At 46.5% G+C, this 20114-nt stretch carries 17 protein-coding genes; 7 read left to right on the forward strand and 10 right to left on the reverse strand.

Annotated features, from left to right (window positions below):
* Positions 1-30 precede the first annotated feature (30 nt).
* Positions 31-1077, forward strand: coding sequence for a Gfo/Idh/MocA family oxidoreductase (locus tag ABQ275_RS21245; protein ID WP_349315144.1), 1047 nt, complete (start codon positions 31-33; stop codon positions 1075-1077).
* Between the two features lie 34 nt (positions 1078-1111).
* Here ABQ275_RS21245 and ABQ275_RS21250 read toward each other — a convergent pair whose 3' ends face one another.
* Positions 1112-3016, reverse strand: coding sequence for an ATP-dependent DNA helicase RecQ (locus ABQ275_RS21250; RefSeq protein ID WP_349315145.1), 1905 nt, complete (start codon positions 3014-3016; stop codon positions 1112-1114).
* A gap of 56 nt (positions 3017-3072) precedes the next feature.
* The gene (locus ABQ275_RS21255; RefSeq protein WP_349315146.1) at positions 3073-5178 is read right to left on the reverse strand and encodes a cation-translocating P-type ATPase; all 2106 of its coding nucleotides are present in this window, start codon (positions 5176-5178) and stop codon (positions 3073-3075) included.
* A 199-nt stretch (positions 5179-5377) separates the two neighbouring features.
* Between ABQ275_RS21255 and tsaE the strand changes: the two genes are divergently transcribed.
* The gene (gene tsaE, locus ABQ275_RS21260) at positions 5378-5815 is read left to right on the forward strand and encodes a tRNA (adenosine(37)-N6)-threonylcarbamoyltransferase complex ATPase subunit type 1 TsaE (protein ID WP_349315147.1); all 438 of its coding nucleotides are present in this window, start codon (positions 5378-5380) and stop codon (positions 5813-5815) included.
* Positions 5816-5855: 40 nt separating this feature from the next.
* Complete coding sequence (locus ABQ275_RS21265; protein WP_349315148.1) at positions 5856-7073, forward strand: alanine dehydrogenase; 1218 nt, start codon at positions 5856-5858, stop codon at positions 7071-7073.
* 113 nt (positions 7074-7186) lie between these two features.
* Here ABQ275_RS21265 and ABQ275_RS21270 read toward each other — a convergent pair whose 3' ends face one another.
* The 3 genes from ABQ275_RS21270 to ABQ275_RS21280 all read right to left on the reverse strand — a co-directional run bounded on the left by ABQ275_RS21270 (position 7187) and on the right by ABQ275_RS21280 (position 9262).
* Entirely contained in the window at positions 7187-7987 is an 801-nt protein-coding gene (locus ABQ275_RS21270) for an undecaprenyl-diphosphate phosphatase (RefSeq protein ID WP_349315149.1), read from the reverse strand.
* Positions 7988-8062: 75 nt separating this feature from the next.
* Positions 8063-8350: a DUF3098 domain-containing protein gene (locus tag ABQ275_RS21275; RefSeq protein WP_349315150.1), complete on the reverse strand. Its 288-nt coding sequence runs from the start codon at positions 8348-8350 to the stop codon at positions 8063-8065.
* 39 nt (positions 8351-8389) lie between these two features.
* Complete coding sequence (locus ABQ275_RS21280; protein ID WP_349315151.1) at positions 8390-9262, reverse strand: permease-like cell division protein FtsX; 873 nt, start codon at positions 9260-9262, stop codon at positions 8390-8392.
* Positions 9263-9521: 259 nt separating this feature from the next.
* Here ABQ275_RS21280 and leuS point away from each other — a divergent pair, with 259 nt between their 5' ends.
* Positions 9522-12287, forward strand: a complete 2766-nt coding sequence (leuS, locus tag ABQ275_RS21285; RefSeq protein WP_349315152.1) for a leucine--tRNA ligase — start codon at positions 9522-9524, stop codon at positions 12285-12287.
* A 193-nt stretch (positions 12288-12480) separates the two neighbouring features.
* Complete coding sequence (locus ABQ275_RS21290; protein ID WP_349315153.1) at positions 12481-13167, forward strand: peptidoglycan DD-metalloendopeptidase family protein; 687 nt, start codon at positions 12481-12483, stop codon at positions 13165-13167.
* A gap of 90 nt (positions 13168-13257) precedes the next feature.
* Here the strand turns inward: ABQ275_RS21290 and ABQ275_RS21295 are convergent, their stop codons facing one another.
* Positions 13258-14013, reverse strand: coding sequence for a hypothetical protein (locus tag ABQ275_RS21295; protein WP_349315154.1), 756 nt, complete (start codon positions 14011-14013; stop codon positions 13258-13260).
* A 142-nt stretch (positions 14014-14155) separates the two neighbouring features.
* Positions 14156-15469 (reverse strand): M28 family peptidase, encoded by a 1314-nt coding sequence (locus tag ABQ275_RS21300; protein ID WP_349315155.1) that lies wholly within the window; start codon positions 15467-15469, stop codon positions 14156-14158.
* A 131-nt stretch (positions 15470-15600) separates the two neighbouring features.
* Between ABQ275_RS21300 and ruvB the strand changes: the two genes are divergently transcribed.
* Positions 15601-16629, forward strand: a complete 1029-nt coding sequence (gene ruvB, locus ABQ275_RS21305; protein ID WP_349315156.1) for a Holliday junction branch migration DNA helicase RuvB — start codon at positions 15601-15603, stop codon at positions 16627-16629.
* Positions 16630-16712: 83 nt separating this feature from the next.
* Here the strand turns inward: ruvB and ABQ275_RS21310 are convergent, their stop codons facing one another.
* The 3 genes from ABQ275_RS21310 to ABQ275_RS21320 all read right to left on the reverse strand — a co-directional run bounded on the left by ABQ275_RS21310 (position 16713) and on the right by ABQ275_RS21320 (position 19261).
* Positions 16713-17414: a response regulator transcription factor gene (locus ABQ275_RS21310; protein ID WP_349315157.1), complete on the reverse strand. Its 702-nt coding sequence runs from the start codon at positions 17412-17414 to the stop codon at positions 16713-16715.
* A 143-nt stretch (positions 17415-17557) separates the two neighbouring features.
* Positions 17558-18349, reverse strand: coding sequence for a DUF3108 domain-containing protein (locus tag ABQ275_RS21315; protein WP_349315158.1), 792 nt, complete (start codon positions 18347-18349; stop codon positions 17558-17560).
* 9 nt (positions 18350-18358) lie between these two features.
* Positions 18359-19261, reverse strand: a complete 903-nt coding sequence (locus ABQ275_RS21320; RefSeq protein ID WP_349315159.1) for a lysylphosphatidylglycerol synthase domain-containing protein — start codon at positions 19259-19261, stop codon at positions 18359-18361.
* A 118-nt stretch (positions 19262-19379) separates the two neighbouring features.
* Between ABQ275_RS21320 and ruvC the strand changes: the two genes are divergently transcribed.
* The gene (gene ruvC / locus ABQ275_RS21325) at positions 19380-19940 is read left to right on the forward strand and encodes a crossover junction endodeoxyribonuclease RuvC (RefSeq protein ID WP_349315160.1); all 561 of its coding nucleotides are present in this window, start codon (positions 19380-19382) and stop codon (positions 19938-19940) included.
* The last annotated feature ends 174 nt before the right edge of the window (positions 19941-20114 follow it).

The following is a 20114-nucleotide window of genomic DNA, read 5'->3' on the forward strand; positions in this document are numbered from 1 at the left end:
TGGCCAGGCGGTATCTCAAACAATAAAAATATGAGCAAAATTATCAAAACGGGCATCTGCTCCTTTGGCATGTCCGGACAAATTTTTCATGCACCCTTTCTGCATGTAAACCCGGGCTTTGAATTTGCAGCCGTTGTAGAAAGAAGTAAAAATATAGCGAAACAACGCTACCCTAACGTTAAAGTATATACGAGCGTAGAGGACATGCTGGCAGATAAGGAACTACAACTCATCGTAGTAAACACGCCTAACTACACGCATTTCGATTATGTAAAAGCAGCCCTGGAAGCAGGCAAGAACGTGATTGTAGAAAAGCCCTTCACCGTAACATCTGAAGAAGGTAAAACACTCGCCGCATTTGCCGAAGAGAAAAAACTGTTGCTCAGCGTTTATCATAACCGCCGCTATGACAGCGATTACAAAATAGTACGACAGGTAATCAATGATGGATTACTGGGAGATATACTCGAAGCGGAAATTCACTACGACCGCTTCAAGGAAGAACTGAGCTACAAGAAACACAAAGAAGGCGGATTACCCGGCACCGGCGCACTCTACGACCTGGGCTCCCACCTGATTGATCAGGCGCTCACTTTATTCGGTACCCCAACATCCATATGGGCAGATATCCGGATCATCCGTAAGGACTCTGTAGTAGATGACTATTTTGAACTGGTATTCTACTACGATAAACTACGTGTGCGCGTTAAATGTAACTACCTCGTACGCGAAGCATTACCCGCTTATCAGCTGCATGGCCGCATCGGTTCCTTTATCAAAACAAAGTCAGACATCCAGGAAGCACAACTTCAAAGAGGCTTGTTTCCCAACAGTCCTGACTGGGGCGCAGAAGCACCACACGAATGGGGTTTACTGCATACCGAAATCAATGGTAAAATCGTAAAACAATACTTACCCGGTACGAACGGTAACTACATGGATTACTACCAGGGTATCTATGAAGCATTGGTCAACAATGCCGCCAACCCTGTACCACCACAGGATGCGATCAAGGTTATACGCGTAATTGAAGCGGCCGTTGAAAGCAGCAAAACAGGAAAAGTAGTAGCACTATAAAAAAACTGACAGCAGCCTAAACTGAGCTATCAGTTTAAGCTGCTGTTAATCTTCCTTCCGCATCTCTTTTCAGCAGTCCCTCTTCATTCATGAACCGGAGTACGGCCAGCAGGTCGCTTTTCCTCACGTCAGGCATCCTGCTTAATAATTCTGTCAATAATAAAGGCTGGTCATTCAACTGGTAGATAACGTTATCGGATATACGCTTGAATGCAGCGGCATCCAATGGGCTGGCCTTTTTATTCAGGCAGCTATCACACACACCGCAGGGTGTACTGTCTGTTTCCCCGAAATAGGTTACCAGTTGTTGTGTACGACAGGTATCCCTGTTACGGGCGTAGGCAAACATAGCCAGCAGCCTGTCTGTATATACTTTCTTGCGCACCTCTATCCTCGCCATATTGATTCGCAAATGCTGCGCAGATACCCGTTCCTGCAAGAGAGATAGCTGCGGTTCATCGCGGCGGGCATGATAACGAAGGATACCGTACTGATGAAGCTGGTGCAGCTGTGCAGCGATGTCGTCATCTTCCATCAGCATAATCCGGCCTATCTGTCTTTCGTATACTGGTACCGAATGATCAAAGATACCTTCGTAGGTGCGGAGTAAAGTTTTGATGATCTCTTCCAGCGCAGGATAGGCGCTTTCAAATGCATACAGCGATTCTTTATCTGTAATAAATTCTATGCGGGAGGGTAGAAAAACGCTTTCGCTCAGTTGCAGTACACCTTCCTGTTCCAGGAGGCGGATGGCGCTATAGGCCACCGTCAGGTTGAGCTGAAATGTTCTCGCAAAATCGTTGATATCAAAATCGAAATACATCCCTTCCGCACTGCCAACGGGCACCTGGAGGTAGTTTACAATGCCCTGGTATACTTCACGGATCTCTTCCAGTGTGGGGAATTGCAGCGCAATTCGTTCGTGCATGTCCGTTAGTTCATGCTCATTATACAGCAGCACCGCATAAGCTTTCTGTTCATCGCGACCAGCGCGGCCGGCTTCCTGGTAGTATGCTTCCAGGCCATCGGGCATATCATAATGCACCACGATACGCACATCAGGTTTATCGATACCCATACCAAAAGCGTTGGTACATACCATAATGCGTGTTTCATTGTTGATCCAGGCTTCCTGCCGGGCAGCACGTTCGGTCTGTGGCAGGCCCGCGTGATAATAGCTGGCAGCAATGCCCTGCATTTCCAGCAGGGAGGCTATTTCTTTGGTGCGTTTACGGTTGCGGCAATAGATGATCCCACAGCCGGGCACGCGGTCCAGGATATGCTTTACTTTATCAATTTTAGTGGTTTCCTCAAGTACACTGTAAGACAGGTTGGAGCGGGCAAAACTTTTGGTGAAGACTTTCGCATCTTTCATCAGCAGTTTATCGCAGATATCTGTCTGCACTTTAGGCGTTGCAGACGCCGTAAGCGCCAGCACCGGCGTGCCGGGAAAGAAACTGCGGATATCCGCTATCTGCAGGTAAGCAGGACGGAAATCATATCCCCACTGCGAAATACAATGCGCTTCATCTACTGCAATCAGGTTCACCGGTAGCCCATCGCAATAGGTCTGAAAAAGTTTGCTCAGTAATCTTTCCGGAGATACATACAGGAACTTGCAACCACCACGACGGGCGGATTCCAGCACTCTTTCCACTTCCTGGTAGGGCATACCGGAATAGATAGAATAGGCGGAAATTCCCTTTTTTTTAAGGTTGGCTACCTGGTCTTTCATTAATGCGATCAGCGGTGTTATCACTAGGCACATACCGGGTTTCATCATAGCCGGTACCTGGAAGCAGATAGATTTACCACCGCCGGTTGGCAACAAAGCAAGGGTATCCTGCCCTGCCAGGATAGCATCAATGATATCTTCCTGTAAAGAGCGGAACTGGTCATATCCCCAGTACTGTTGCAGTATAGCTACGGGTGTACTCAAATCGTCATCATGTATGGTGCGTTCGCAATTTACTATTTAGGACGCACTAATCGCCATTAGCGATGAACGCTTTTATAACGCAGCCTGACAGAATTGATGGCCAGTACTACATCTGAAAGGCCCATGATACCGGCGCCCACAATGGGGTTTAGAAATCCCAGGGCTGCTACCGGTATCGCTACCACGTTATAAATAAATGCCCAGAAAAGATTTTGTTTGATAGTGAGATAAGTATGTTTACCCAGTCCTAGTGCCAGCGGCAGGGTGCCGAGATTATTATTCAGCAATACTACATTCGCACTTTGCATCGCCACCTGGGTGGCGTCGCTGAGAGAGATACCGATTGTTGCTTTGGACAGTGCCGGCGCATCATTGATCCCATCACCCACCATGGCGGTAGGCGCTATTTTCATGAAGCGATCGATCTGCTGCAGCTTCTGTTCCGGTGATTGTTCGGCATACACTTCGGTAATACCCAGCTTCTCTGCCAGTTCATAACATTTGCGGTGGGTATCTCCACTCAGTAAAATTGATTTGATACCTGCCTGTTGTAATTGCTGGATTACTTTGGCGGCTTCCGGTCTTTCTTCATCAATGAAGTCGATCCAGCCGGCCAGTTGCCCGTTCTTTACCAGGTACAGACTATGACTATCATCTGTGGCCAGTCCGTCCGTCATTTTGAAAGAACCCAGCTGCCACTCATTTCCGTTGCTGTCTTTGGCGCGCATACCCAGCCCTTTGTGTTCCCGTACCTGCTGTAAAGGCACTTCCCCGGCGGCTTTCCACAGGGTAGCAATAGAGCGGGCAATGGGGTGGGAAGAATATTTTTCCAGGCTATATACAATCTTCTTAAAATCGTCTTCAGGCATACCGGGATGCTCATAGGCGCCCAGCTGCAACCTGCCGGTAGTCAGTGTACCGGTTTTGTCGAATACCACCTGTTTGATGTTCTTGAACATTTCCAGCGTATGGCCGCCTTTAATCAGGATGCCATTCCGGGCGGCACGCCCCAGTCCTACCATCACAGCAGCCGGTGTAGCCAGTCCCATAGCACAGGGGCAGGCAATAACGAGTACGGCTACACTCCGCATCATGGCAGTAGCCAGCGTAGTGTGTCCTATAAAGTACCAGCCCAGGAAAGTAATCAAGGCGATACCCAGTACCAGCGGTACAAAAATGGCGCTGATCCGGTCTGCCAGCCGTTGCATGGGTGGCTTGTCGCTCTGCGCCTGCTTTACCAGTTCAATAATATAAGAAAGTACCGTATCCTTTCCGGTAGCGGTGATATATACTTTTATGCTGCCATCTTCGAGGAGAGTGCCCCCGATTACTTTATCTTTTTCCTGTTTGCTTACCGGCGTACTTTCACCGGTGATCATGGATTCATTGGCATGTCCGCTACCCCAGTAGATTGTTCCATCCATGGGAATCTTATCACCGGTATTCACCAGTACACAGTCGCCGGGGCGAAGTATCCGGTTATCTACTTCATTGATATGTTCATGTCCGTGATCCGTGTTGATCAGCCTTGCGGTGGTGACCTGCATACCGGCCAGTTCAGCGATAGCCGTAGTGGTTTGTTTCACTGACTTTTCTTCCAGCATATTACCCAGGAAAACCAGGGTGATGATAGCCGCCGTAGTTTCATAAAACATGTAATCCGGATTGCCATAAACCACCGTACCCACGAAACTGTATACAAAAGCAGCCGAAGCGCCGAGTGATACCAGTACATCCATATTGGCCATCCCATTCATGATAGAACGGACAGCACTACGCCCAAAATGCCACATACCTACCAGGTATACCGGCAGGGTAAGCCCAAACTGCACCCATGGCTGGTGCAACCACGACCAGCTTACCCACATATGCAACAGCAAAGGGAAGGTAAACAGGAGACAGAAAAAGAATTTAAAGGAGAGGGTCGAGAAAAAGGAGGCCTTCACCGGCGCATCATCCGGATGCACCACCCGGTAGCCCAGCTGGTTGATCCCTTCCAGAATTTCTTTGGAATCGGTTTCTGCGGGCGCCACAAAGCTCACTTCTTCTGTAGCGAAGCTGACATGTACGTCCTGCATCCCTTTTTTCTCCAGGTACTTCGATACACTGAGTGCACAATTGGTGCAATGCATCCCTTCTACTTTGCAACTGATTGGTGTCATTGTCTTCTTTTTCCTTATTACAAAGGTATCCACTGGTGGGGGATGTACAGCAAATATTAATGCAACACCGAAGCATTTAGGGATTTTGAGATTTTGGAATTTAGATATTTGAAATGCAGCGGATGAAAATAGCGGAGATTTCCGGGTAGATCTTTGCTGCATTTCAAATATCTAAATAACTAAATCCCTAAATTTGTTCATGCAATGGACATTTACGCTGGAACAATTACCGGAAACAGCCGCTGCTTTCTGGCAATATTATGCTGACAAACAGGTATTTACCCTTGATGGCCTGATGGGAGCCGGAAAAACAACGCTGATAAAAGCTTTATGCGCCGCCCGGGGCGTACAGGATGCCACCGCCAGCCCAACTTTTTCGATCATCAATGAATATGCTTACCGGGATGCACAGGGACAGCCCCGGCGTATTTACCACCTGGATCTGTACCGGCTGCGCGATGAAGATGACGCCATCAGTGCAGGTGTAGAAGATACCCTTTACCAGGATGCCATCTGTTTTGTGGAATGGCCGGGGGTGATTGCCCCGCTGCTACCGCCGGATACCGTGCATCTGCAACTGGAAGTACTACCCGATCAGAAAAGGATTTTACGCGAAATCGCTGCATCTTACAAATAATGTATCTTTACTAACACAGAAAAAACAATACTGACCGTATATGGAGCAAAGGCAAAAACCTGTAGTGAGTGCTGGCTTTACTTATTCACCACTGGAAGAAACGCTGGATATACCACAAAAGAATTCCCGTTTATATATCGGCATCCCAAAAGAAACCTCTTTCCAGGAAAACCGTATCGCCCTGACGCCCGACGCAGTAAGCATTCTGGCTGCCCAAGGACATCATATAGTGGTAGAACATAAAGCAGGCGACGGGTCGCATTATTATGACACCGACTACTCAGAAGCCGGTGCTGAAATTGTGTATGATAAGAAAGAAGTATTCAAGGCAGAACTCATCGTGAAATCAGCCCCGCTGAACGATGAAGAGATTGAATTACTCCATCCGCACCAGATCGTCATCTCCCCTATCCACCTGGCTGCCTTAAAAGCGCCACAGGTGCAGAAAATGATGGATAAACGCATTACGCTCCTCTCATTCGAGAACCTGAAAGATGATGCGGGTACTTATCCTATCGTAAGGGCGATGAGTGAAATTGCGGGCAGTGCAGTGATGCTCATTGCCGGCCAGTACCTGGGTAACGGTAACAGGGGAAAAGGCATTCTGCTGGGCGGTATCACCGGTATCCCACCCACCAAAGTGGTGATCATCGGCGCAGGTATCGTAGGGGAATTTGCAGCCCGTACTGCACTGGCACTGGGATCTTCCGTAAAAGTATTTGATAATAATATTTACAAACTGAAACGCCTGCAAAACAACATCGGGGTGCGGGTATTTACCTCCGTCATACAGCCTAAAGTATTGGCGGAACAACTGCGTAATGCAGATGTGGCCGTAGGAGCATTATCCTCCCAAAGTGGCCGTACGCCTATTGTTGTCAGCGAATCGATGGTCAGCAATATGAAAGCCGGCTCCGTTATCGTAGATGTCAGCATTGACCGCGGCGGCTGTTTCGAAACATCAGAGATTACCAGCCACGAAAATCCGGTGTTTAAAAAGTATGATGTGATACACTATTGTGTCCCTAACATCCCTTCCGGCTTTGCCCGTACTGCCTCTGAAGCTATCAGCAATGTACTGATGCCCCTGCTCATAGAAGCATCTGATGATGGCGGTTTTGAAAACCTGGTATGGATCAAACGTGGTGTACGTAACGGTATCTACCTCTATAAAGGCGCCCTGACCAACTACCATCTAAGTGAAAAGTTCAAACTGAAATATACTGACCTGGAGCTGCTGCTGGCAGTGAAAGGATAGATAAAATATTTACGGATTTTGGAATTTAGAAATTTATGAATTTTGCTTCAGTGGAAAATCCTTTCCGGAAACAAAATCTCTAAATCTCTAAATTCCAAAATCCGTAAATATTTTTATGCTTCAAGGTTATACCCCATCAATATCGCGCCTATAATAATGGCGCCTACTACTATGCGGTAGTATCCCCACATTTTAAAACCATATTTCTTTAAGGCGCCGATAAAGAATTTAATAGCGCCCATGGCAACGATGAAAGCCACAATATTGCCTACCAGCAATAGTTTCAGGTTTTCGGGGTGGGCCATCAGCAGTTCTCTTCCTTTCAACAGTTTATAGCCGGTGGCTGCTGCCATGGTAGGTACTGCCAGGAAAAAGGAGAATTCGGCGGCCACACTACGGGTCAGTTTCTGCTGCATACCGCCAATGATGGAGGCGGCGCTACGGCTTACACCGGGCACCAGTGCCAGACACTGGAAAAAGCCAATGCGCAGGGCAGCAAACATACTTATCTTTTCATCTGTATCGATGGTGGCGTCTTTAAACCAGTTATCTACAAATAGTAATACAATACCTCCCAGCAACAGGGTAACCCCTACGGTAAGCGGACTTTCCAGCATCATATCTATCTTATCACCGAATAAATAACCGCAGATGAGAGCGGGTATTACCGCTACGATCAGCTTCAGGTAAAAATTGAGCCGGTTCTTATCAAACACCAGGAATTTTCTCCAGTACAATACCACTACGGCGAGGATGGCGCCCAGCTGTATCACGACTTCAAACAGTTTGGTAAATTCATCTTTCCCGATGCCCAGCAAAGAGCTTACAATGATCATATGCCCGGTGGAGGAGATAGGAAGAAATTCCGTCAGCCCTTCCACAATAGCAATAATAATAGCCTGAAAAAAGTTCATGGACGCAAGTATGGTTAAAAGTGATAAAAAAAGCGATGAGGGATCATCGCTGTTAAATATTGCTATCCGGCCGGCTTATGCTTTCGTTTTTGGACGATGCATAATAGCGTATACCTCTACCAGCAGGCCCAGCACGATTACGATCGGCGCCAGGGTGATTCTGCGGAAACTGTATACTTCTTCCGGTTTAAAGCTATTGGGATCATTACTGTCTCCTCCCATCATCAGGAGGAAGCCTATCACGATCACGGCAATACCAGCCAGCATGAATTTATAATTTTCTTTAGGGAAAATAGGGCGGCTGTCTACCACTGCATCATGTGCATCCTTTGTAACAGCGGGTTTGATAGTTGTTTTAGCCATAATGTTGGTTATTATAGATCTTCAGTTAAAGATTTTAAATTAATACAGATCATCCAGTTTTAACCGCAGGTATTTCATGACGGAGCGGTGTGTACTGAATAAGGAAATAGCGATGCCGGTAACGAGCATGCCGAGAAATAACAGGGCAATCATCAGGTTATCGCGCAGCCCATTGAGTTCCGGCAGTGCCTTATCGGCAAACGACAGGATAGCAATGAGACCTGCAATAGCGATCAGCGCACTGATAGCGCCGTTGGCAATACTGCGCAGGTCAAATGGTTTGGCAATAAACCCGCGGGTAGCGCCCACCATTTGCATGGTTTTGATCAGGAAACGGTTGCTGAACATGGCCAGGCGGATCGTATTATCAATGAGGAAGATCACCACCAGCACCAGCAAACAACTGATGATGAGAATCACCGTCCCGATTTTATTCACGTTCTCATTGAGCTTGCTCACCAGCGTACGCTGGTAGGAAATCTCCCTGACAATACTCTGTTTCGTCAGGTTATTCTCAATGATCTTCAGGCTATCGTTATTCACATAATTGGCATTGGCCTTTATGTTAATACTGGCGTACAGCGGATTATACTGCAACAACTGGATAAAGTCTTCTCCAAAATCCTTCTGAAAACGCTTGGCAGCCATGTCTTTCGAAACATATTCGATTGACTTGATATATGGCTTATGTGCGATAGAGTCGCGCAGGGCCATTGCCTGGTTTTCTTTTACATTATCTCTTAAAATCACCTGTACCTCAATGCTTTCCTTAAAATACTTGCTGAGCTTACTGGCATGTATTACCACCAGGCCCAATGTGCCCAGTGAAAATAATACCAGCGCCACTCCGATGATGGAGTACAGGTACGATGGTTTCGACTTCTTTGCTGATGATTTCCCGGATTGCGCCATTAATCTGCAGTTTATCGGCGAAAATAGTAAAAATTAGTAGTTATGTGTTTAATTTTGCCAGCCCGACCCTGTAATCCACAGGATTATGCAAACAAAACAGCAATATATAAAGATGTTGGGGGATGACATTGGTGTATTAATGATTTTAACATTATTTTGCTGAACAGACATAACAAAATTTTAAAATTCTAACTGATAACGCAGTAATGGCCGGATCTATTGTTTTGATCCGCCCGGTTACTGTTCATCTACAACTAATATGGAATACAATTTCAGGGCAATCGAAAAAAAGTGGCAGCAGCAATGGCAGGAATCTCATGCTTACCGGGTAAGTAATGACAGCCCAAAACCGAAGTGTTATGTACTGGACATGTTTCCTTATCCTTCCGGTGCGGGCCTCCATGTAGGACATCCCCTGGGATATATTGCTACGGATATTTATGCACGTTATAAAAGGCTGAAAGGCTATAATGTGCTGCACACCATGGGTTACGATGCTTTCGGCCTGCCGGCAGAACAGTATGCCATGGAAACGGGCCAGCATCCGGCCGTTACCACCGCGGCAAATATGAAATCATTTCGCGAACAGCTGGATAATATCGGCTTTTGCTTTGATTGGGAACGCCAGGTCAACACCAGCGATCCTTCCTATTACAAATGGACACAGTGGATCTTCTTACAGATCTTTGAAAGCTGGTACAACAGAACCAGCCAGAAAGCGGAACCATTGACCACCCTCACGGCCCTTTTTGAAAAAGAAGGAAATGCCGCCCACACTTGTCCCGGCGACCGCACTATCCAGTTTACTGCCGCCGAATGGCAAAGCTACTCCGAAAAAGAGCAGCGGGCCATCCTGATGCAGTACCGCCTCGCCTTCCTCGCCCATGCCGAAGTAAACTGGTGCCCTGCCCTGGGAACCGTACTGGCCAATGATGAAGTGATCAATGGCGTGAGCGAACGCGGTGGACATCCCGTTATTAAAAAGAAAATGCGCCAGTGGTTCCTGCGCATTACAGAATATGCCAACCGCCTCCTGGAAGGACTGGAAACAGTAGCCTTCAGCGAAGCCATGAAAGAAATGCAACGCAACTGGATCGGCAAAAGCCAGGGCGCTGAAATAAAATTCGCCCTGAAAAACTCCCCCGACTACGTGGAAGTATATACGACCCGTCCGGATACTATTTTTGGGGTAGACTTCATGGTCATTGCACCGGAGCATGAACTGGTGCAAAAGATCACCACACCGGAACAAAAGGCCGCTATCGAGCAATACCTCGCATACGTGCAAAGCCGCTCTGAGCGCGAAAGAATGGCCGACGTGAAACAGATCACCGGCTGCTTTACCGGCGCCTACGCCATCAATCCGTTTGATGGCCGTGAAATACCGGTATGGATCGCAGAATACGTACTGGCCGGCTACGGTACCGGCGCCATCATGGCGGTGCCTTGCGGCGACCAGCGCGATTTTGGCTTCGCCCATCACTTTAATATTCCCATCACCAACATCATCGGAGATGCATTCAACGGCGAAGAAGCCAATTCCACCAAAGATGCGAAACTGCAAAACAGCGGCTTCCTCGATGGTATGGACATGCGCCCTGCTATGGACCTGGTGATCACCAAACTGGAAGAACTGGGTATCGGCAAACGCCAGATCAACTATAAAATGCGCGATGCCGGCTTTAGCCGTCAACGCTACTGGGGCGAACCTTTCCCCATTATATTCAAAGACGGTATTCCTTACGCTATGGACGAAAAAGACCTGCCGCTGGAATTACCGCATGTGGAAAATTATAAACCGGGAGAAGAAGGCGAGGGCCCGCTCGCCAATGTAACCGACTGGGTAAACGTAGCCCCCGGCATTAAGCGGGAAACCAATACCATGCCCGGTTACGCAGGTAGCAGCTGGTACTTCCTCCGCTACATGGACCCACACAACAGTACCACCTTTGCCGACCGCAAAGCCACCGACTACTGGAACCAGGTGGATGTATACGTAGGCGGTACCGAACATGCCGTTGGTCACCTGCTGTATTCCCGTATGTGGACCAAAATACTGTTTGACCTGGGGCATCTCAGTTTTGACGAACCGTTTAAATCACTGATCAACCAGGGTATGATCCAGGGATCTTCCCGCTTTGTATACCGCATTCATGGTACACACCAGTTTGTATCTGCCGGTCTGAAAGACCAGTACCAAACGGATAAACTGCACGTGGATGTCAACTTCGTTGATGGGATCACGTTAGATACCGAAGCATTCAGAAAATGGAAGCCTGACTACAGTGAAGCTACCTTTATCCTCGAAGATGGCCAGTACCACTGCGGTACAGAGGTAGAGAAAATGAGTAAGAGCAAGTACAATACCGTGAATCCGAATGAACTGGTAGAACGGTTTGGTGCCGATACTTTCCGTATGTACGAAATGTTCCTGGGCCCGGTAGAACAATCCAAACCCTGGGATACCAAAGGTATTGAAGGAGTACACCGCTTCCTTAAAAAACTCTGGCGCCTGTTTTCCGATGAAAACAAAGGTTTCATTGTCAGTGACGAAGCGCCCAAGCCGGAAGAACTGAAGATCCTGCATAAAACCATCCACAAGATAGATGGAGATACTTCCAGCTTCTCCTACAATACTGCTGTGAGCCAGTTTATGATCTGTGTAAATGAACTCGCTACCCTGAAATGCCACAAGCGCAGTATCCTGGAGCCGCTGTTAATTTTACTGACACCATACGCCCCGCATCTCTGCGAAGAGCTGTGGCAATCCCTGGGACACCAGGAAAGCATCCTGAATGCAGCGTACCCGGTATATAACGAGCAATACACGAAAGAAAGCGCCTTTAACTACCCGATTGCCATCAATGGTAAAACACGCGCTGAAATGGGCTTTTCCCTCGATGCTGAAAACAGTGCCATTGAACAGGAAGTATTGTCAAGCGAAGCTGTACAGAAATGGCTGGATGGCAAACCTCCTAAAAAAGTGATCATCGTAAAAGGCCGGATGATTAACGTAGTCGTATAAACGAAAATGACTGGATAAATTCAATAAAATGCCTTCGGTAATGCCGGGGGCATTTTTATTAAAGAAAGAATAAGCAGCGTGTAATGGTAAATGCAGGTAGGATAGAAACGCCAAAAAGGACATTCCCTGCCCCTGCAATTATTTTATACACGAATTAATATTTATATTTAGATGAAAGTCAAGCCCAAATAATATGTTACAGGAAGTATTAAAGAAATATCAGTCTACATTCAAACCGGTTATTTCTCTCTTACAACCGGATGAACAACTGCTGGTAATGGATTTTACGGCAAACAATACTACGCTTACCAAAAACATCCTCACCGACATTCATAAATTTTGCAGCTATATTGATAAGACCCTTGCTGAAAGTGGTTGCAGGCTGGGCATTGGTGGCTACTGTGAGCATCGTACCATTTATGCGGTAAGCCCTCATTTTGATGCCGGCGAAGAACCGCGCAGACTGCACCTCGGTATAGATGTATGGGGAACAGTAGGTACCCAGGTATATGCACCGCTGAACGGACATATACACAGTTTCCGTTTCAATGATCATTTCGGGGATTACGGCGCTACCATCGTCTTGCAACACAAACTGGATGGTCATACCTTTCATACCCTTTACGGACATCTCAGCATTTCTAACCTACAGGGGCTATACGAAAATATGCCCGTAGCGGCCGGACAACTGCTCGCCCACTTTGGTACAACCACTGAAAACGGGGGCTGGCCGGCACATCTGCACTTCCAACTGATTGAAGACATCCAGCATTTCAGGGGAGATTATCCCGGTGTATGCCGCTATAGTGAGCGGGATAAATATCTCCAGAATTGCCCTGACCCCGATCTCATTTTACAGCTGAACCAATACACCCATTAATTGTCCGGTAAACATTTAAAATAAAAAAGGATTTGACGGAGATCATCCCCGTCAAATCCTTTTAAATCCTGTTAATCCATTAATCCTGGTCTAGTCGTGTGTATGTTCTACAGACATGCTGTTTTCCAGTGCATCCACCACCTTGTTATGAAGGTTACCATTTACATCTATGCTGATCTGTAATTTACCGCCGGCAAAGGAACCGGTAAAGTCGCCCACCTGTAGCTTGGTGAGGATGAGATCCATAGAAATTTTCAGGTGTCCTTTCCATTCGATGTTGGTGTCTGTAACTACCACATCTTTTCCTTTAGCCTGTAGTTCAATAATACCCGAAAGCAGGATTTCCATTGGAATCTTTTTACCATCCCAGGTAATAAAGCCTTTCAATCTTACAGCAGGATCTTTTTTATCCCCTTCTACTCTCGCATATACTTTTACCTGTTGATAAGTGCCTTTGGGAATTTTGATAGCGCCCAATACCGCAGGTACCTGTTTCAGGTCTACCAGGCGGTCTGTCTTCAATTTAAATTCCAGTTCATCTTTACCACGTTTTGCATCAAAACGTATTTCTCTCAAACGGGCTGTAGCAGTGTCCCACGTAATATCAAAACCGCCCGATGCAGCTTTTGCCATCGCTGCATCACCAGTGATGACAGACAAGCGCCCTGAAGCATCAGGTGATAATGTGGATGTTGGATTGACTGCCGAAATTTCATAATTAATGCTCGCAGCATCCGTGTTGTCGATTGGTTGATCAGGTGATGCCATATCGTTGCTGGAGCAAGATGTAAGCACCATGGATGCGATGCCGATGGCACCACAGAAATGTAAGATTCCGGTTTTCATTTTGATATGGTTTTAAAATAACTGACGGGGAAAATACTGTAGTAAAAATAAGTAGAAATCGGGGAAAAATATGGGTCGTATATTAATTTTAAAATAATGATCCGGCTGTGTTTACTATAACCGGATCATCATATGATCATCATTACTTTGATGAGTCCGGTTTAATTCGTGTAGGCGTATCCGTGCCATCAACGATACTCCCCGCACTCACTCCAATCGCCTTGATGATGTCTGTAATATTTGTAATATCCAGTGTTTCTACTTCATCATCTACCGTATGATAAAATTCATCTTTATCTATCTGCGTTGTAGAGATCGTATGTGCGGGCACGCCCAGTTTAGCCAGGGTAGCGTTGTCTGACCGGTAAAACAAATCCTGCTCCGGATATGGATCGGGATGAAACTGAAAAACGGAGCCTTTCAGGTTCCGTTGGAGGATAGGACCAAAATCTGATTTATCGAATCCGGTAATAAATGCGCTGTTCTTACCAAACCGGGATTCCTTACCAATCATCTCAATATTAAACATCGCTACTACTTTTGCAGGATCCAGCTGCCGGGAAAAATAGGTGGATCCATAACCACCCATTTCCTCCGCCGTAAAAGCCACGAAAATAAGGGAGCGCGCAGGGTGCTGCCCGCTAAAATAATTCGCCAGCGCAATCACCGCCGTAGTACCGGACGCATCATCATCTGCACCATTGGCAATGGTATCGCCCGCTACAGCCGGCAATATGCCGAGATGATCATAATGCCCCGAAAACACCACATATTCATCCGGCTTGCTGCTGCCTTTGATCATGCCTGCCACATTGGTAAACGTCTGTTTTCGGATTTCCCGCGTTACCGCTATGGACCAGCTGGCAGTATCTGCCACCGGCTCCGTTTCAAATACCAGCACTACCTGTTTTTGTCCCGCAGCCAGTGTGTCCATCGTTATCTCTTCTTCACTATCACGAAAATGTTCGGAGAAAGTGGCGCTTAATCCGCCGAGATAGCCGGCCATAGAAGGGTCCAGCCATACCAGTGTATTTTTTTTCAGCCTGTTGCCCTTTAAAACCCGCATCAGTGTCCCCGGATCTTTTGCATGTACAACGGCGTAACCGCTATCGCTTTCCCAGTTGATATCACGTGCAGTACCCACCGGTATAACAGGCCAGTCCTTTGTTTCGCCATTAATCTTCAACGTAACGCTAACCGGTTGCAGGCTGTATTTGGTAAATGATTGGAGCAAGCTCTCTTCACCAGGCAATGGTTGCAAACCGCACTTTTGAAATTCATCGCTGATAAAGGTGGCTGCCTTATTGCCGCCGGGTGTTCCCGGCAGACGACCTTCCATATCGTCGGCAGCCAGGGTATGAATAATACGGGATACTTCCTTTTGCCCGATCTGTTGTGTGTAACCGGCCATGGCAAAGCTGCCTGTTGCCAGTAATAATAACAATACTCCTTTCATATAAGTCGTTTACATCTTTTCTTTGGTGCAATATTTTGGTTGATGTGCAGGCATTGATTACCAGGCAAAATAAGCAATTATCCAAATAACAAAACCGCAAGATTTTATTTGCTTATTTTTGAAGAAGTATTATGTCCAATCAGCCTTTAAGACCAGAAGAAAACAAGATCAGCGCCGCTGAGAAAGAGTTTGAAAATAGTATCCGTCCACGGGAGATCATTGATTTCTCGGGGCAGGATCAGATTATTGATAATCTGAAAATATTTATCAAAGCTGCCAAGATGCGGGGAGAGGCGCTTGACCACGTATTGTTCCATGGCCCGCCGGGCCTGGGAAAAACCACGCTGTCGCGTATTGTGGCCAATGAGTTGGGCGTAAACATCCGCGAAACTTCGGGACCAGTGATTGAAAAACCGGGCGACCTCGCCGGCTTGCTGACCAACCTGGAAGATAAAGACGTACTGTTCATTGATGAAATACACCGGCTGAGTACTGTGGTGGAGGAATACCTCTATTCTGCCATGGAAGACTACCGTATAGATATTATGATAGACAGCGGTCCTAACGCCCGTTCTATACAGATCAACCTGCAACCGTTTACCCTCATTGGTGCTACAACGCGTTCGGGGTTGCTTACTTCGCCGTTGTTATCGCGTTTTGGTATCAAGTCAAGGCTCGAGTACTACAGCTCCGCCATCCTGCAAAAGATTATCTGGCGTGCCGCCGGATTACTCCATACAAAGATTACCTCTGATGCTGCCGCTGAAATATCGCGCCGCTCCCGGGGGACGCCCCGTATTGCGAATGCCCTGCTGCGCCGCGTACGCGACTTTGCACAGGTAGTTGGCAATGGTGTTATTGACCTTGAAATAGCACAGCTCAGCCTGAAAGCATTGAATGTGGATGAATATGGCCTGGATGAAATGGATAACCGTATCCTCCAGGTGATCATTGAAAACTTTAAAGGCGGTCCCGTAGGGATTACCACCATCGCTACCGCCGTAGGTGAAGAAGCGGGTACGCTGGAAGAAGTATATGAGCCGTTCCTGATCCAGGAAGGCTTTATTAAGCGTACGCCAAGGGGAAGAGAAGTAACAGAAAAAGCCTACACCCACTTAGGGAAAACCCCGTTCAGGGGGGAAAACACCTTGTTATTTTGAGATTTTTTGATTTACGGATTTTGGGATTTTGTTTCAGCAAGAAATCTCCTATTGAAACAAAACCCCAAAATCCGTAAATATTTCTACTCCTTAACCACCAACCGGAATCCATTCCCATGGATGTTCACGATTTCGATATCCGGATCGTCTTTCAGGTACTTGCGTAGTTTGGCGATGTAGACATCCATACTGCGGCCATTGAAATAGGTATCACTACCCCATATTTTTTTCAGTGCCAGCTCGCGGGGTAACAAGTCGTTTTTATGTTCGCACAGCATGTGCAGCAACTCGTTTTCCTTTGGCGACAAGGTATGTGTTTCATCGTTATGTGCGAGGGTACGCAAACGGGAGTTGAAAGCATAGGAAGCAATCTGGAACTCGTGCAACTCTTCTTCTTTGCTATTCAGTTCCTGGTTACGTTTCAGGATTGCTTTGATTTTGAGCAGTAACAGTTCGCTGTCAAACGGTTTGGAGATATAATCGTCCGCCCCGAGTTTGTAGCCCTGGATGATATCTTCCTTCATGGTTTTAGCCGACAGGAAAAACAGGGGAATATCCGGATCTACATCGCGGATTTCTTCCGCCAGTTTAAATCCATCCATATTGGGCATCATGATGTCCAGCAGGCAGATATCGAATTTCTCGCGGCGGAAGGCGGCCAGCGCCAGAATACCATCCCGGCATAGTTCCACCTCATAGTCATTCAGCTCCAGGTAGTTTTTAAGTACCATACCCAAATTGGTATCATCTTCTGCCAGTAATATTTTAGGTTTACGTTCTTCCATGATCATAAAGGGTTGATTATAACAAATATAAAGTTTTTCTCCCGCAGGAAAGGTCGTTAAAATTTGGTCTTATCTGAACAAATGAATTGTTAAAACTGTTGCTGGATTTGATTATAACGGAGAACTATATACGATTTGAGGCTTTATTTCTTGTTGAGTAAGGAACTAAAGGGATGCCGCAGGTTACCGTAGTTCACCATGTCTACCACGATATTCCCTACGGAGATGGGGCTTTCTACCCGCAGTGGTATCTTATTGGCATCATCACTTACCCATACCGTCATCTTCTCCCCGCCTTCAAATATGGTACCTTTGATCAGCAGGGGTTTGAATTTGATGGCCCGGAATTTCCCGAACCTGGTATTTACTTCTTCCTTACCCATATACCTGATGTAGATATTATACACCTGATCGTCCAGGAACATGGCAAAAGGGATCTTATCTCCTTCCTTATACTTGTTAAAATCAATGTTACGGGCGTAATAGATGGCACTGATCACATCCTGCACGCAGGGAGGTACGGTAAAGGTGCCATTGGTGCTCACCGCCTGGTGGGCAGCCTGGTTAAAGATTACGTTGTTATAGATCTTGTAGCCGCCTTCATTGACGTTGCGCAGAAATTTCAACGGCTGCATGGTGGCGGTGTCCAGGAAGGTTTCGTATTTATCGCGTACTTTAAAGATCCAGTCGTAAGCCCGGAAGGTTTTGCCATCGCCGGTAATATGATAGACATCCCGGTTGGCGAAGCGTTCCAGCACACAGCTGAAGGTGGCCTCTCCGGCTCCCACGTACATTTTACCGAGGTTATAGTATACTTTAAACGTAATGCTTTCTCCCGCATTGAAGCTTGTATTACGAATAGAGCAGAAGTCGTTTTGCGCTTCGGCGGGGTGAATACAGGAGAAACATAAGATGATGAGTAGAATATACCTCATTGATGGAACCTATTTTTCCTTGAAAATTTTTACACCTAAAAGCAACACGCTTCCTAAAACTGCCGGCAGCACCAGGTTGATCAACCATATGCCTACGGTGGCAGCAATGATAGCTACTGTATTGGAACTCAGCATCCCGAGAAAATAAATACTCACTTTCCCCCGGAGCCCCAGTTCTGCAATGGCAATGGTGGGTACAACCGCCATCACCAGGTAAATAACACTATTCAGTAAAAAGGCCTGCCACCAGAAAAATTCCAGCCCCAGCGCGTCCAACAAAATCAAATACTGTGCCGAGAAGACCATATACCGCAGGGCTGAAAGCAGCAACAGGTAACGTAAATCGCCCGATGAGTATTTCACAATGATCTGCACAAATACCTTTACTTTTCGCAGGAAAGGTATCTTTTCAAAAACAGCCAGAATAATTTCTAACCGAAAATATAACAATATCGTCAGGCCACAAATTACTACCAGCATTCCTAACAGTATTTTCTCCCATAAAACGGGGATCGCATAATCGTTTCCCTTTGCCAGTGCGAAAGTGTTAAGAAAGTAGATCAGGCCAATTAACCCAAAGATAATCGTTACGATCAGCTGGCTGAAACTACCTACAATCGTTGCTGCAATGGCTTTCAGCTTATTGTTGTTTTTGAGGTACAGTACACGGCCACCGTATTCGCCTATACGATTGGGGGTATTGACAGAAAGCGAGACCCCCGAAAGGATCGCACTGAAAGCCCTTAAAAAAGAAATGCTTTCCAACGGTTTTATCAGCTTTTGCCACTTCCGGGCTTCCAATCCCCAGTTAAAAAGCATCAATACCAATACGAGGAAGATGCCCACCCACCCCTTCTCCTGGAGGGAGCCACGCATCTGCAACAGCGACTGCTGCAAATTTTCGCGGTGCATCAACTGATTGTATATAGAGTAGGCCAGCCAGGCAAAAAGCACCGTGCCTAATAAGTAATTGAGAATTATTTTGGTACTTTTGTTCAGATATCAAGATTTTTGCAAAAATATACTGTGGTTGGCAAACAAGTCAAAAATAATTCTCGGCATTGACCCCGGTACCTTGGTAATGGGCTATGGGCTTATACTTGTTGATGGTAAAAAAATTAGCCTGATTGAAATGAATGTCCTGAAACTATCCCGGTTAAAGGATCATTACGAAAGACTACAACTGATTCATGCACGTGTTAATGAACTGATACAGGAGCATAAACCAACAAGTTTTGCTATTGAAGCCCCCTTCTTTGGAAAGAATGTACAAAGTATGCTGAAGCTGGGCCGCGCACAGGGAGTAGCTATTGCTACCGCTATGCAGGCTGGTCTTACCGTAACAGAATATTCCCCGAAAAAAGTCAAACAATCTGTTACCGGTAATGGCAATGCAGACAAAGAACAGGTGTGGTTGATGCTGCAACGTATCCTCAGTATAGCCGAACGCCCCGATTTCTTTGATGCCACAGATGCCCTTGCTGTAGCCGTTTGCCATTTCTACCAGGCAGGTAGCCCCCTGGCTGCCAGCTCCAAAGCAAAAGGATGGGAACAGTTTCTGCAACAACATCCTGACAGGATTTCCAGGTAACCGGCACTGCTTCAAAAGCTTATTTCATAATTTCGTAAATTGTAGTTACTTTGTTTGAAATTGTTCATCCTATTTTACAGGCTAACCGGTCATGTGATCGGAAAATAGCTTCACTATGAAAAATTACCATCATTTGTTGAACAGTAATTGTAAGGCAAGCTTTTTTATATTAAT

Source organism: Chitinophaga sp. MM2321 (genome assembly GCF_964033635.1).
GTDB lineage: Bacteria > Bacteroidota > Bacteroidia > Chitinophagales > Chitinophagaceae > Chitinophaga.

What these genes read in the sequence shown, in the direction of transcription:
- ABQ275_RS21320 (WP_349315159.1), bottom strand. Translation starts at nt 19,261, where the DNA reads ATGCACCGCGAAAATTTGCAGCAGTCGCTGTTGCAGATGCGTGGCTCC.
- tsaE (WP_349315147.1), top strand. Translation starts at nt 5,378, where the DNA reads ATGCAATGGACATTTACGCTGGAACAATTACCGGAAACAGCCGCTGCT.
- ABQ275_RS21300 (WP_349315155.1), bottom strand. Translation starts at nt 15,469, where the DNA reads ATGAAAGGAGTATTGTTATTATTACTGGCAACAGGCAGCTTTGCCATG.
- ruvB (WP_349315156.1), top strand. Translation starts at nt 15,601, where the DNA reads ATGTCCAATCAGCCTTTAAGACCAGAAGAAAACAAGATCAGCGCCGCT.
- ABQ275_RS21295 (WP_349315154.1), bottom strand. Translation starts at nt 14,013, where the DNA reads ATGAAAACCGGAATCTTACATTTCTGTGGTGCCATCGGCATCGCATCC.
- ABQ275_RS21315 (WP_349315158.1), bottom strand. Translation starts at nt 18,349, where the DNA reads ATGAGGTATATTCTACTCATCATCTTATGTTTCTCCTGTATTCACCCC.
- leuS (WP_349315152.1), top strand. Translation starts at nt 9,522, where the DNA reads ATGGAATACAATTTCAGGGCAATCGAAAAAAAGTGGCAGCAGCAATGG.
- ABQ275_RS21245 (WP_349315144.1), top strand. Translation starts at nt 31, where the DNA reads ATGAGCAAAATTATCAAAACGGGCATCTGCTCCTTTGGCATGTCCGGA.
- ABQ275_RS21280 (WP_349315151.1), bottom strand. Translation starts at nt 9,262, where the DNA reads ATGGCGCAATCCGGGAAATCATCAGCAAAGAAGTCGAAACCATCGTAC.
- ABQ275_RS21310 (WP_349315157.1), bottom strand. Translation starts at nt 17,414, where the DNA reads ATGGAAGAACGTAAACCTAAAATATTACTGGCAGAAGATGATACCAAT.
- ABQ275_RS21275 (WP_349315150.1), bottom strand. Translation starts at nt 8,350, where the DNA reads ATGGCTAAAACAACTATCAAACCCGCTGTTACAAAGGATGCACATGAT.
- ABQ275_RS21270 (WP_349315149.1), bottom strand. Translation starts at nt 7,987, where the DNA reads ATGAACTTTTTTCAGGCTATTATTATTGCTATTGTGGAAGGGCTGACG.
- ABQ275_RS21265 (WP_349315148.1), top strand. Translation starts at nt 5,856, where the DNA reads ATGGAGCAAAGGCAAAAACCTGTAGTGAGTGCTGGCTTTACTTATTCA.
- ABQ275_RS21255 (WP_349315146.1), bottom strand. Translation starts at nt 5,178, where the DNA reads ATGACACCAATCAGTTGCAAAGTAGAAGGGATGCATTGCACCAATTGT.
- ABQ275_RS21290 (WP_349315153.1), top strand. Translation starts at nt 12,481, where the DNA reads ATGTTACAGGAAGTATTAAAGAAATATCAGTCTACATTCAAACCGGTT.